The organism is Nocardiopsis halotolerans DSM 44410, assembly GCF_000341065.1.
GTDB lineage: Bacteria > Actinomycetota > Actinomycetes > Streptosporangiales > Streptosporangiaceae > Nocardiopsis > Nocardiopsis halotolerans.
Genome location: NZ_ANAX01000368.1, coordinates 16,015 through 28,674, shown reverse-complemented (window position 1 = coordinate 28,674; position 12,660 = coordinate 16,015). Strand labels below are relative to the sequence as shown.

The 12,660-nt window shown below is 72.9% G+C and carries 10 protein-coding genes and 1 pseudogene; 4 read left to right on the top strand and 7 right to left on the bottom strand.

The window, feature by feature from the left end; genetic code table 11:
* A pseudogene (locus D455_RS0126920) lies at positions 1–301 on the bottom strand (MFS transporter); the annotation flags it as partial.
* Positions 298–1,863, bottom strand: a complete 1,566-nt coding sequence (locus D455_RS0126915; RefSeq protein ID WP_394296658.1) for an FAD-dependent oxidoreductase — start codon at positions 1,861–1,863, stop codon at positions 298–300. The pseudogene D455_RS0126920 and the gene D455_RS0126915, both read right to left, overlap by 4 nt.
* Between D455_RS0126915 and D455_RS0126910 the strand changes: the two genes are divergently transcribed.
* Positions 1,862–2,755, top strand: coding sequence for a helix-turn-helix domain-containing GNAT family N-acetyltransferase (locus tag D455_RS0126910; RefSeq protein ID WP_017573765.1), 894 nt, complete (start codon positions 1,862–1,864; stop codon positions 2,753–2,755). The genes D455_RS0126915 and D455_RS0126910 overlap by 2 nt on opposite strands.
* Positions 2,756–2,999: 244 nt before the next feature.
* Here the strand turns inward: D455_RS0126910 and D455_RS0126905 are convergent, their stop codons facing one another.
* Complete coding sequence (locus D455_RS0126905; RefSeq protein WP_394296659.1) at positions 3,000–4,346, bottom strand: TrkH family potassium uptake protein; 1,347 nt, start codon at positions 4,344–4,346, stop codon at positions 3,000–3,002.
* A 74-nt stretch (positions 4,347–4,420) separates the two neighbouring features.
* Positions 4,421–5,173, bottom strand: coding sequence for a response regulator (locus D455_RS0126900; RefSeq protein ID WP_017573763.1), 753 nt, complete (start codon positions 5,171–5,173; stop codon positions 4,421–4,423).
* 258 nt (positions 5,174–5,431) lie between these two features.
* On the opposite strand from D455_RS0126900, the gene D455_RS0126895 reads away from it, so the two are divergent.
* Positions 5,432–7,966, top strand: a complete 2,535-nt coding sequence (locus tag D455_RS0126895; RefSeq protein WP_017573762.1) for a DUF4118 domain-containing protein — start codon at positions 5,432–5,434, stop codon at positions 7,964–7,966.
* Between the two features lie 144 nt (positions 7,967–8,110).
* Here D455_RS0126895 and D455_RS0126890 read toward each other — a convergent pair whose 3' ends face one another.
* The 3 genes from D455_RS0126890 to D455_RS0126880 are packed head-to-tail and all read right to left on the bottom strand — an operon-like array spanning position 8,111 to position 11,336.
* Positions 8,111–9,745 (bottom strand): hypothetical protein, encoded by a 1,635-nt coding sequence (locus tag D455_RS0126890; protein WP_017573761.1) that lies wholly within the window; start codon positions 9,743–9,745, stop codon positions 8,111–8,113.
* Positions 9,742–10,665: an ABC transporter ATP-binding protein gene (locus D455_RS0126885; RefSeq protein ID WP_017573760.1), complete on the bottom strand. Its 924-nt coding sequence runs from the start codon at positions 10,663–10,665 to the stop codon at positions 9,742–9,744. Before D455_RS0126885 ends, D455_RS0126890 begins: the two co-directional genes overlap by 4 nt.
* Positions 10,662–11,336, bottom strand: coding sequence for a TetR/AcrR family transcriptional regulator (locus D455_RS0126880; RefSeq protein ID WP_017573759.1), 675 nt, complete (start codon positions 11,334–11,336; stop codon positions 10,662–10,664). The genes D455_RS0126885 and D455_RS0126880 overlap by 4 nt, the downstream gene beginning before the upstream one ends.
* Before the next feature lie 126 nt (positions 11,337–11,462).
* Between D455_RS0126880 and D455_RS31840 the strand changes: the two genes are divergently transcribed.
* Both D455_RS31840 and D455_RS0126870 read left to right on the top strand, forming a co-directional pair.
* The gene (locus D455_RS31840) at positions 11,463–12,011 is read left to right on the top strand and encodes a hypothetical protein (RefSeq protein WP_017573758.1); all 549 of its coding nucleotides are present in this window, start codon (positions 11,463–11,465) and stop codon (positions 12,009–12,011) included.
* 30 nt (positions 12,012–12,041) lie between these two features.
* Entirely contained in the window at positions 12,042–12,656 is a 615-nt protein-coding gene (locus tag D455_RS0126870; protein ID WP_017573757.1) for a TetR/AcrR family transcriptional regulator, read from the top strand.
* Positions 12,657–12,660: the final 4 nt, after the last annotated feature.

The following is a 12,660-nucleotide window of genomic DNA, read 5'->3' as shown; positions in this document are numbered from 1 at the left end:
CGGCGGGAGCCGCGCCCAGGGCCGCCACCGTCATCGCCGGACGTGGGCCCCGGGCCCGCACCCAGTGCCCCATCGGGATACCCGCCAGACCTGCGGTGACCTGGGACACGGAGAACAGTGCGGTCACCGTGGTCAGGGGCCACCCGGTGTCGGCGGTGATACTCGAAGCCAGGACGGGGGAGGCGTAGAACAGCACCCCGTAACTGGCGGTGACGGTGACGCACAGGGCTGCCAGGCCCCGGCGCGCCCCGACCACGGTGGATGCGAGTGCGCCGGAGACCTGGTCGGACACAGGTGTCACGAGATCCGGTTCGGTTCGGCCAGCTCGGTCTTCTGCGGCGATGCGTCGGTGCAGCAGCCGCTCTCGGAGGACGCGGTGCGGTTGTCGTCGAGGGAGAGCACGGGTACTTCGGAGACGGCCAGGCCACCGCAGCAACCACCCTGCCCGGTCGCGGGCTCTTCCACGGCCTCGGGCACGGTGCCGCAGCAGCCGGCGCTCCCGGCCTCGGCCTCGGGCTCCTCGAACAGACCCGAACCGCCGCACACGCCCGTCTCGGGCAGGGTCAGCTCCACCCGGGCCGCGCCCTCGTGGTCACCGGCCAGGTGGGCGGCGACACTGCGCGCCTGCTCGTATCCGGTCAGGGCCAGGAAGGTGGGCGCGCGTCCGTAGGACTTCATCCCCGCCAGGAAGAACCCCTCCTCCGGATGGGAGAGCTCCTTCGCGCCGTGGGGGTAGACGGTGCCGCAGGAGTGCACGTTCGGGTCGATGAGCGGGGCCAGTTCCACCGGCGCCTGGAGGGTGCTGTCCAGGCCGAGACGCACCTCGGACAGGAAGGACAGGTCGGGGCGGAACCCGGTCAGCGCCACGGCCTCGTCCACCGGCTCCAACGCGCGCCCGCCCTCGCCGACGAGCACGAGACGCCCGGCGTCCGGGCGCACCTCGGCGGTACGGAAGCCGGTCACCACCTCGACGTGCCCGGCCTCCACCGCGGCCTTGGCGCGCTGCCCGAGCGCGCCGCGTGCGGCCAGCTGGTCGTCCGCGCCTCCGCCGAAGGCGTCGCCGACCTGGCCGCGGCGCAGCACCCACACCGCCTTGGTGCCCGGGTTCTCCTCGGCCAGCGCGGCCAGGGAGACCAGCGCGGTCAGCGCCGAGTGCCCGCTCCCGACCACGGCCGTGACGCGCCCGGCGTGGCGGATGCGGGTGCCCTCGTCACTCAGATCGGGGATGCGGTGGGAGATCCGTTCGGTGGCGGCCTCCTCGCCAAGAGCGGGCAGGCCGTCGCCGCCGAGGGGACTGGGGGAACCCCAGGTACCGGAGGCGTCGACGACCGCGCGGGCCAGCAGGCGCTCCTCGCCCGCGTCGCCGCGCACCCGCACGGTGAAGGGCTGCTCTTCGCGTCCGGCGTCCACGACCCGGTCCCGGCCCAGGCGGCTCACGCCGGTCACCTCGACGCCGAACCGCACGCGCTCTCCGAGGGCGTCGGCCAGAGGAGTCAGGTAGGAGTCGACCCACTCGCGACCGGTCGGGTACCCCTCGTCGCCGGGACGCCGCCAGCCGGTGGCGGTCAGCAGCTTCTCCGCCGCCGGATCCACCAGGTCGCGCCACATCGAGAACAGGCGCACGTGCCCCCACTCGACCACGGCCGCCCCCGCGGTGGCTCCCCTCTCCAGAACCAGGACGGGCAGACCGCGCTCGGTCAGCTCCGCCGCCGCGGCGAGCCCCACGGGACCGGCACCGATCACCACGACCGGATGGTTCGCAACCATGACACACCCTTTCATCGACTGGCGTCTATGAATGGGAACTCTATCGACGTCCACCGATGGACGCAACCATAGATCAGAGTCGATAATGTGAAGCATGACCGTGACGCAGCCCGAGCACACCGCTCCCGCACTACCCCAGGCCGACGCCGAGACCTACGCCGCCTGGTTCGCCTGCCTGGCCGAACCCATGCGCGTCCAGCTCCTGCACGCCATCGCCACCACTCCCGGCTCGGTCAGCGTGGGACAGCTCGCCGAGATGGTGGGCGTCCGCCAACCCACGGTCTCCCACCACCTGCGCAAGCTCGCCGACGTCGGGTTCGTGACGCTGACCAAGGTGGGTACCTCGACCCGAGTGGCGGTCAACCCGGCCTGCTGCACCGGTCTGCCGCACGCCGCCGACGCCGTCATGGGGATGCTCAACGCGCGCCCCTGCTGCCCCACCGACCTGCCCGCCGACGTCACCACCCGCGCCATGACCGACGCCGATCTGGCCGAGGTGCACCGAATCTATGCCGAGGGCATCGCCACCGAGGACGCCACCTTCGAGACCCAGACGCCCGCTGTCGAGGTCCTGAAAGGGAAGTGGATCTCGGGGCACCGGTGGGTCGCCGAACTCGACGGGGCCGTGGTGGGCTGGGCCGCTGCCTCGCCGGTCTCCGACCGGGCGGTGTACGCGGGGGTGGCCGAGACGTCCGTGTACGTCGCGGAGGACGCCCGTGGCCGGGGCGTGGGCAAGGCGCTGCTGTACCGGCAGGTCACCGAGGCCGACACCGCCGGGCTGTGGACCCTACAGACCTCGATCTTCCCCGAGAACCGCGCCAGCCTGGCCCTGCACCACTCCGCGGGATTCCGGACCGTGGGCGTGCGCGAGCGCGTCGCCCGGCACCGCGGCCGCTGGCGGGACACCGTCCTGCTGGAGCGCCGCCGACCGGACTACCCCGCCGACGACGCCTGCCCCTGCGGCCACGAGGAGGCGCCGCGGCCCTGACCGCCGTGGCCGGCGAACCCTGGCTGGCGGTCGACGACATCGCGTGGGCGGTCCGCGGAACATCCGTCCCCAACACCCGCTGACCACCGGAGCCGTCCCCGCTCGCCCCACCCGTGACCGGTGTCCGCACCGCGGTCCCGTGGACGTCTTCGACGGGTGGTGTGGGCCCCGAGCGGGGTGATCCGGACATGGATTCCGGCGGGCGGTACCCGGGGCCGGTGGGCTGACCGGCCCCGGGTACCGCTCAACCGACGATCGGCCGCTCCTCGGGCAGCTCGTACAGGCGGGGGCGACGCCGCAGCGCCAGTGCCGAGGCCAGCGTGATCGGCCCGATCCGCCCCACGAACATCAGGAAGACGAGCACCATCCGGCCCATCAGCGGCAGCTCCGCGGTGACACCGGTGGACAGGCCGACCGTGGCGAAGGCCGACGTCGTCTCGAACAGGACCTGGTCGAGCGTGAACGAGGTGACGGTCATCAGCGTCAGCGTCCCCGCCAGGACCAGCCCCAGCGCCAACAGCACCACCGTCGTCGCCTGGGAGGCGGTCCCCTCGGCCAGGCGGCGGCCCGCCACGTGGACCGTGGGCTCCCCGCGCACGTTGGCGTGGATCACGAAGGCCAGCACCGCGAAGCTCGTCACCTTGATGCCCCCGGCCGTGCCCGCGCTGCCTCCTCCGACGAACATCAGGATGTCGGTGACCAGCAGCGTCTGGGTGTTCATCTCCCCGAAGTCCAGGCTGTTGAAGCCCGCGGTGCGCGGCATCACCGCCTGGAAGAAGGCGGTGAGGAGCTTCCCGCGCGGGGACAGGCCGCCCATGGTCGCCGGGTTCGACCACTCCAGGGCGAGGAAGGCCACGAAGCCCACCACCAGCAACAGCCCCGTCATCACCAGCGTGATCCTGGCGTGCAGCGACCAGTGGTGGCGCTCCCGGCGGCGCCGGGTGAAGCGCCACAGCTCCACCCACACCGGGAACCCGAGCCCTCCTGCGATGACGCCCAACGCGACGGGCACGGTGATCCACGGATCGGTGGCGAAACCCGTCAGGCTGTCGGAGTAGAGCGCGAACCCGGCGTTGTTGAAGGCCGAGACGGCGTGGAAGAGCCCCGTGTAGGCGGCCTCGGGCAGCGGAAGGCCGTACCCCAGCCACCAGCGCAGCGTCAGCACGACCGCCAGCACCGACTCGAACACCGCCGTCACCATGAGGATGCCCGTGACCAGTTCACGCACCTCGCCCAGCGTGACGATCCTGGTCTCCGACCTGGTGCGCACCGCCATCCGCAGCCCCAGCCGCCGCCCCACGACCAGCGTCAGGACGGTGGCCAGCGCCATGATGCCGAACCCGCCCACCTGGATCAGACCCAGGACCACCGCCTCGCCGAAGGCCGACCAGTAGGAGGGGGTGTCCACCACGATCAGTCCGGTCACGCTGGCCGCCGAGGCGGAGGTGAACAGGGCCGTGTCCCAGGGCGCCCGCGCGTCGCCCGGCGTGGCGGCGGGCAGCGACAACAGGACCGCGCCGACCAGCACCAGGGACGCGAAGGCCGCCACCGTCAGTTGGGGCGGCTTGGCCCATCGGACCAGACGGCCCAACCCCCCGTCGGCACGGGTCCTGAACCGGGACGACACGCGTGAGGAACGCGAACCAGGTAAGAGCTCCTCGGTTCTCACGCCCCGTCCTCCCGCCCGGCGGCCCCGTCCTCCCCGGGCGCACCACCGCCCGGCCGGAACCGGTATCCCAGACCGGGCTCGGTGAGGAAGTAGCGCGGCCTGGGCGGATCCGGCTCCAGACGCTGGCGGATCTTGGTCATGAACACCCGCAGGTAGTTGGTCTCCCGCCCGTAGGCGGGCCCCCACACCTCGTTGAGCAGGTACTTGTGGGTGACCAGACGGTCGGGGTTGCGCGCCAGCACCTCCACGATGCGCCACTGCCGCGGCGTCAACCGCACCGGCTCCCCGCCCTGGAGGACCTGCTGGGCGGCCAGGTCGATCGTGAAGTCCGCGGTGACCACGGACGCCTCGTAGGCGGGCACGGCCGAACGGCGCATGGCCGCGCGCACCCGGGCGAACAGCTCGTCCATCCCGAAGGGCTTGATCACGTAGTCGTCGGCGCCCAGGTCCAGCGCCCGGACCTTCATCGGCTCGGTCTCGCGCCCCGAGAGCACGACCACCGGCACGTCCGTCCACCCGCGCAGCCCCCGCAGGACCTCCAGGCCGTCCATACCCGGCAGGCCCAGGTCGAGCAGGATCAGGTCGGGGTGGTGGCGCGCCACCAGCCGGAGCGCGTGCTCGCCGGTGTCGGCCAGGTAGGCGGTGTAGCCGCGCGCCCGCAGGTTGACCTCCAACGTCCTGCGGATGAGGGGGTCGTCGTCGACGACGAGGACCGTGGGCGCCCCGTCGGTACCCGTTCCTGTGTCCATGCTGGTCCGTATCTCCCCGTGCTGCCGCCCGCGGCCCCGGGTCGGGACCGGCGCAAACGATGGTAGGGGCGCCCGGGCCGCGGACGAGGACGGCCGCGAACGCACCGGACCGACTCTGCGAGGCGGCACCGGGACGGGGCAAGCACGCTAACGCTCCCTTAGCGGAACGAAGGCGTGATTTAGCGTCCCGTTAGCACGAAAACGTCCGAAACCACCTGTGTGACCAGGGAGTATGGAACCGGAGAAGGAGGGGCGCAGATGACACGCGGCCACTTGCGCGTCTACCTGGGCGCGGCCCCCGGTGTCGGCAAGACCTACCGGATGCTGGACGAGGCCCACCGGCGCCGCGACCGCGGAGCCGACGTGGTGGTCGGCTTCGTCGAGAGTCACGGCAGGGCCCTGACCGAGGCGATGGTCGACGACCTGGAGACCGTCCCGCGCACGGTGGTCACCCACCGGGACTCCCGGTTCGAGGAGATGGACCTGGACGCCGTGCTCGCCCGCCGCCCGCAGGTCGTCCTCGTGGACGACCTCGCCCACCGCAACGCCCCCGGCGCGCGCAACGCCAGGCGCTGGCAGGACATCGAGACCCTGCTGGAGGCGGGTATCACGGTGCTGTCCACGCTCGACGTCCGGCACCTGGAGTCACTCAACGACGTCGTCGAACGCATCACGGGCGTGCGCCAGGAGCAGACCGTCCCCGACGCGTGGGTGCGCGGGGCCGACCAGATCGAACTGGTGGACATGACCCCCCAGGCCCTGCGGCGGCGGCTGGCGCACGGCAACGTCTACGGCCCCGACCGGATCGACGCCGCGCTGGGCCACCACTTCCGGATCAGCACCCTGACCGCCCTGCGCGAACTGGCCCTGCTGTGGCTGGCGGGACGGGTGGACGACGAACTCAGGCGGTACCGCGGCGAGCACGCCGCGGACCCGGTGTGGGAGACCCGCGAACGCGTGGTCGTGGCCCTGAGCGGCGAACCCGGCGGGGAGGCGCTCATCCGCAGGGCCGCCCGGATCGCGGGACGCGGCAGGGGAGGCGACCTGCTGGCCGTACACGTGGCGCTGGGAGAGGGCCCGCTGGGCGCCGACCCGGCCCTGCTCGCACGGCAGAGGGTGCTGGTGGAGAACCTGGGCGGCACCTACCACCAGGTCCTGGGCGAGGACGTGCCCACCTCCCTGATCGCGTTCGCCCAGGGGGTCGACGCCACCCAGCTGGTCCTGGGCGCCAGCCGGCGGGGACGGCTCGCCAAGCTGCTGCGCCCCGGGGTGGGCGCGGCCACCGCGGCGCTGTCGGGACCCATCGACGTCCACCTGGTCACCCAGGCCGAGGCGGACGCGGGCCGCGGCCGGACACGTTCGGGCGCGGTCTCGCGTCGCCGCAAGCTCGCCGGATACGCGCTGGCCCTCACCGCGCTGGCGCTCTTGACCTTCGGCACCGGCGTCCCCCACAACGAGGCCTACCTCAGCAGCGGCATACTGCTCGTCTTCGCGACGGTGACGGCGACGGCCCTGGTCGGAGGGCTCTGGCCCGCCCTGGCGGCGGCGGTCAGCGGCTTCGTGGTGCTCAACCTGTTCTTCACCGAGCCCTACGAGACCCTGGTGGTGGACCAACCGCGCAACCTGTTCACCCTGGTCGTGTTCGTGTTCGTCGCCGTGGCCGTGAGCGTCGTGGTCGACCAGGCGGCACGGCGCACCCGGGACGCGGCCGGGGCCAGCACCGAGGCCCAGACCCTGGCCATCGTGGCCGGAAGCGTACTGCGGGGCTCGCGCCCCCTGCGAGCGCTGCTGGAGCGGCTGCACGAGACCTTCTCCCTGGAGTCGGTCGCCCTGCTGGAACGCCGCCCCGGCGCCTCCGCCCGACCCGACCACCGCAAGAACCCCGAGGAGTGGGACGTGGTGGCCTCCGTCGGCGAGCGGCCGTGCGACGCCCCGGGCGGGGCCGACGTGGACGTCCCCGTGGACGAGAACCTGTCCCTGGTCCTGCACGGACACCGGCCCCGCGCGGGCGAGCGGCGCATCATCGAGGCGTTCGCCGCGCAGGCCGCCGTCGCGCTGCGTCAGGAGAGGCTGGCCCGCGAGGCGGCCACGGTCAGGCCGCTGGCGGAGGCCGACCGGATGCGCACCGCCCTGCTCGCCGCGGTCAGCCACGACCTGCGCGCGCCCCTGGCCTCGGCCAAGGCGTCGGTGACCAGCCTGCGCAGCCAGGAGGTGCGCTTCAGCGAGGAGGTCCAGGCCGAACTGCTGGCCACGGCGGACGAGTCCCTGGACCGGTTGACCCGACTGGTGACGGACCTGCTGGACATGAGCCGCCTCCAGGCGGGTGTGCTGGGCGTGACGGTCACGGACCTGGCACTGCGCGAGTCGGTGTTCCCGGTCCTGGACGAGCTCGGCGAACAGGGGCGCACCGTACGGGTGGATATCCCCGAGGAACTGCCCGAGGTCGCGGCCGACCCGGGACTGCTGGACCGGGTGCTGGAGAACGTGCTGGGCAACGCGCTGCGCTTCAGCCCCGCCGACCGCCCGCCCGCGGTCACCGCCTCCTGGACCGGTGACCAGGTCGAACTCCTGGTCGCCGACCACGGCCCCGGGGTCCCCGAACAGGAGCGCGAGCGCATGTTCGTCCCCTTCCAGCGGCTCGGGGACACCGACAACGCGACCGGGCTCGGCCTGGGACTGGCGCTCTCACACGGGTTCATGGAGGCCATGGGAGGGTCGTTGCTGCCCGAGACCACGCCGGGCGGCGGGCTGACCCTGCGCCTGACCCTGCCCGTGGCCGGAACCGCGCCGTAGGGGCGGGGCACGGCGGCACGTGACCGCCCGGGGACGGAAGGGGAGGAAGCCGGAACCGGTCCACCTGCGGCCCGAGGACCGGAGCACTCCCTGACGGGACCGGTGGCGGGCACCCCGGTGGCCGCCCCGGGGTGCCCGGGACGCTCACGCGGGCAGGTCGCGGCGGCGCAGCGCCCACATCCCGGCGGCCGTGATCGCGGCGGCCAGGGCCACCAGCAGGAGGTGGGCGAACGGGGTGCTCTGGTAGTAGGGGTTGACGTGGGGGAAGGGCGAAACCACCAGGAACAGCGCCTCCGGCACCAGTCCGGCCTTCACCGCGATCTCGGTCAGGATCCCCACGGAGAGCACGGTCCACCCCACCGCCGCGCACAGGCGCGGAACCGCCCCGTGGGCCGCGACGGTGACGGCGACCACCACCCACACGGCGGGGGCCAGGGACAGGGTCAGCCCGGTGAACCGCGCGATGTCGGCCCACACCCCTCCCCCGCCCAGACCGGAGCCCAGACCGATGGAGACACCGAAGACGGCGAGCAGGAGCACGGGCACGGTGAAGGCGGCCGCGGCGTGCGCCAGCGCCCAGCCGGTTCGACCGGTCGGTCCCGCCAGCAGCAGCTCACCCGCTCCCGTGCTCTCCTCCTGGCGCACGCGCAGGGCCGTGAGCACGGCCTGGGCGGCGATCGGGAAGACGAAGGCGAAGATGACGTAGACGAAGAAGGTGTCGGCGGGCGCCACGTCCAACTCGGCGGTCAGAGCGCGCACCCACGGCATCCCGGCGTACTCGGCCATCGCCCCCGCCCCGGCGTGGCCCATGGCCAGGCCCATGACCGCGACCGCCACCGACCACAGCAGCAAGGAGGTCCGGTGGAGCCGCCAGACCAGGGCGGGCACCGACCGCAGCCACCCGGCCGCCCGCACGGGCCCGCCCCGTCGGGGGAACAGGCCGGACCCCAGGTCGCGCCGGTCGGCCAGGACGAACGCCAACGCGAAGGACAGCGCGACCCAGGCCAGGAGCGGGATCAGCACCCACCAGCGCTCGTCGGCGAAGGGACGCACGTTCTCCAACCACCCGTTGGGCACCAGCCAGGTCAACCACAGGGCGTCCCCGCCCGCCATCGCGCCCACGCCGCGCACCATGTGCATGACGTAGAACGTCCCCATCGCCAGGCCCGCCGCGGTACCGGAACCGTCGGTGAGCTGGACGGCGACGGCGGCCAGACCCGCGCCCACCCAGGCCGCGAGTGCGGTGACCAGGGCCAGCGCGACCGCACCGGCCACGGGCAGCCCGACGGCGAGCAGGCCGCCCGCGACGGCCGCGGCGAGCACGGCACCGGAGGCCAGCACCACGACCAGCGACGCGGCCAGGTCCGCGTGCCTTCCGAGGGAGGCTCCCCCGAGCAGTTCGCGCCTTCCCGAGGACTCCTCGGCGCGGGTACCGCGCACGACCACCAGCACCGCGCCGAGGGCCGCGCACAGCGTGGCGGCGGCGAACGCCTGCTGCGCGGCCAGGGCCTCCGCGCTGGCCGCGAAGGCCCTGCTCTGGAACAGGACGAACATGGGCACGCTCTGGAGCTGCTCCCAACGGTCCTGCCTCGCCTCGGGCGTGGGGTAGGTGGACCCGGCCGCCGCCGCGCCACCGAGGACGATCCCCGCCGTGGCCGACAGCCACACGGCGAGCAGGACCCGGTCCCGGCGCAGGGCCAGCCGCACCAGGTGCCCGGTACCGGCGAGGAGCGCGTGTCCGGCGGACCGGAGCGGCCGTGCGGCCGCGGGCGCGCTCACCGGGCCTCCTCCGCCCCCGCGCGGACGTCCGCCTCGGGAGCCGTGGTGTAGTGGCGCAGGAACAGTTCCTCCAGGGTGGGCGGCCGCACGGTGAGATCGCGCACGCCCAGGGCCGCCAGGCGCGCGCACAGGGCCTCCAGCCCCGACGGGTCGGCGTGCAGGCGCACGTTCGGCCCCTCGGCGACCAGGTCGTGCACACCCGGCAGGCCGGCGAGCCCGTCGGGGGGACCGGTGAGTTCGGCGGTGACGGTGACGCGGGACAGATGGCGCAGTTCGGCCAGCGTCCCGCTCTCCACCGTGCGCCCGGCGCGGATGATGCTGACCCGGTCGCAGAGCGCCTCGACCTCGGACAGGATGTGGCTGGAGAGCAGCACGGTGCGGCCCCGGGACCTCTCCTCGGCGATGACCTGGCGGAAGACCTCCTCCATGAGCGGGTCCAGCCCCGAGGTGGGCTCGTCCAGGATGAGCAGTTCGGTGTCGGCCGCCAGGGCCGCCACCAGCGCCACCTTCTGCCGGTTGCCCTTGGAGTAGGCGCGGCCCCGGGTGCGGAGGTCGAGCGCGAAGCGCTCCACGAGTTCGGCGCGGCGCCGCGGATCGGTTCCGCCGCGCACGCGTCCGAGCAGGTCGAGGATCTCGCCGCCGGAGAGGCCGGGCCACAGGGCGACGTCGCCGGGGACGTGGGCCAGCCGGTGGTGCAGGGCGGCGGCGTCGCGCCAGGGATCGTCTCCCAGCAGCCGGACCGTGCCGGAGTCGGCGCGGGTCAGGCCGAGCAGGATCCGGATGGCGGTGGTCTTACCCGCGCCGTTGGGGCCCAGGAGACCGTGGATCTCGCCGGTGCGCACACGCAGGTCCAGCCCGTCCAGTGCGGTGGTGGACCCGAAGCGCTTGGTCAGCTCCAGGACGCGTACGGCCTCGTTCATGAGTGCTCCCGGGGGTCGGAGGACGGAGCGTCCCCGTCGGAGAGGGCGTCGGAGATGCGCTGGCCCTGCTCGTCGGCGAAGAAGTCGGCCATCGTGGTGTAGATCCCGACCATGGCCGCGCCGACGCGGGGGGCGTGCTCGGGATCGAGTGAGTCGGCCCCCATGCCGCGGGACAGGTGGGTGTGCAGGACGAGGGTGCCCAGGTGCATGGCGCCCATCACGGCGGCGGCGTCCCTGGTGGAACGCGCGCCCGGGGGATAGCGGTCGGGCCAGCGCTCGGAGAGGAAGCGCTCGGCCATCGCGGTTCCGGCGTCGAAGAGGTCCGAGGCGGATCGCGACCCCTCCACCAGGGCGCGGGCGAGGTAGCGGGCGCTGGCCTCGCTGGACTGGTACATCGCCGCCGCGAAGCCCGGCGCGGCGGCGTCCTCCTCCAGACTGCGGCGGGCCTCGTCGAGCAGGGCGCCGATGGCGTGGGCGTCGCAGGCCGCGCGCAGCCCCTCCTTGGAGCCGAAGTGGTGGCGGATCAGACCGGTGGACACCCCCGCGGCGGAGGCGATGGCCTGGACCGTCGCGCCTTTGACGCCGTGTTCGGCGAAGACCCCCAGGGCCGCGTCGCGGATGCGGGCCCGCCCGGTGAGGTCGTCGTGGGAGGTGGATGGTGTGGCGTTCATGACCTCAGACTACACGTCCGTGTAGCAAACTACACGCCCGTGTAGCCACGGATCTCGCCAGCACCCTGTTGAAAACAAAAATCCAAAGTGTTCGTATAGATTCGAACGCTCGTGGAAGGAACCCTCATGGACGTGTTCACCGACTTCCTCACCTGGGCCTGGCCCCGCCACCTCAACCCGCTGAGCTGGTACGTCCGCCCGCTGTTCTTCCTGCCCATCGCCTACCTGTGCTGGACGCGCAGGCCCGTGCCGCTGGCCCTGACCATCGTGGCCATGCTCTCCAGCTTCTTCTGGTTCCCCGCACCCGAGCGGATCGATCCGGCGATGGCCGGGGTCCTGGAGATGGAGAAGGAACTGTTCACCGATCCCACCTGGGTCACCTGGGCCACCCTGCCACTGGTGCCCGCCCTGCTCGGCTCCCTGTGCGCGGCGTTCTGGTACCGCTCCCTGGGATGGGGACTGATCGTGATCAACGGCGGCCTGGCCCTCAAGATCGCCTGGACCGTCGCCAACTCCGGCGCGGACGGACTGGCCACCGTGCTCCCCCTGGGCCTGGGCATGGCCTTGATGACCACGGCCGTGGTCGCCGTGGCACGCTGGCGTTCACTCCCCCTGTCCCTGACCGGCCGCCGGCACACGCGGGGCGAGGAGTACCACCGGGCCACCGCCCGGTGACCAGGCACCCCAGCCGAGGAGGAGACCACCGTGCCACCCGCGTTCTCCGCGCAGGAGAAGACACGTATCACCGACCTGCTCCTGGAGTCGGGACGCGCGCTGTTCACCACCCGGGGACTGCGCAAGACCTCCCTGGAGGAACTCGTCACGCCCGCCGGTATCGCCAAGAGCAGCTTCTACGCCTTCTTCGACTCCAAGGAGGACCTCTACCTGGAACTGATGCTGCGCCAGATGGCCCAGGTCCGACAGCGCGTCATCGACCAGGCGCTGACCAGCACCGACGACACACGCGAGGGCCTGCGGCGGTTCCTGCGCGCCAGCCTGGACGAACTGTCCGCCAACCCCCTGTACGGGCGCCTCGTGACCCACCCCGAGGAGATGGACGCGGTCCTGCGCAGGGTCGGCTCCTCCCGGATGGCCTCCTCACCCGACAACCCCGCCACCGCGCTGCACGCCTTCGTCACGGCCGGCCGCGAGAGCGGCGCACTCGTGGACGCCCACCCCGCCGCGATCGTCGGCGTCCTCCAGGCGGTCCTGCTCCTGCCGGTCAACGCCGACCGCCTGGCCGCACCGGAGCACTACCACCACACCCTCGACCTGATGATCGACATCGTCGCCCGGGGACTCACCCCACCCAAGGAGTGACCGA

What these genes read in the sequence shown, in the direction of transcription:
- D455_RS0126910 (WP_017573765.1), top strand. Translation starts at nt 1,862, where the DNA reads ATGACCGTGACGCAGCCCGAGCACACCGCTCCCGCACTACCCCAGGCC.
- D455_RS0126915 (WP_394296658.1), bottom strand. Translation starts at nt 1,863, where the DNA reads ATGCTTCACATTATCGACTCTGATCTATGGTTGCGTCCATCGGTGGAC.
- D455_RS0126900 (WP_017573763.1), bottom strand. Translation starts at nt 5,173, where the DNA reads ATGGACACAGGAACGGGTACCGACGGGGCGCCCACGGTCCTCGTCGTC.
- D455_RS0126895 (WP_017573762.1), top strand. Translation starts at nt 5,432, where the DNA reads ATGACACGCGGCCACTTGCGCGTCTACCTGGGCGCGGCCCCCGGTGTC.
- D455_RS0126885 (WP_017573760.1), bottom strand. Translation starts at nt 10,665, where the DNA reads ATGAACGAGGCCGTACGCGTCCTGGAGCTGACCAAGCGCTTCGGGTCC.
- D455_RS0126880 (WP_017573759.1), bottom strand. Translation starts at nt 11,336, where the DNA reads ATGAACGCCACACCATCCACCTCCCACGACGACCTCACCGGGCGGGCC.
- D455_RS31840 (WP_017573758.1), top strand. Translation starts at nt 11,463, where the DNA reads ATGGACGTGTTCACCGACTTCCTCACCTGGGCCTGGCCCCGCCACCTC.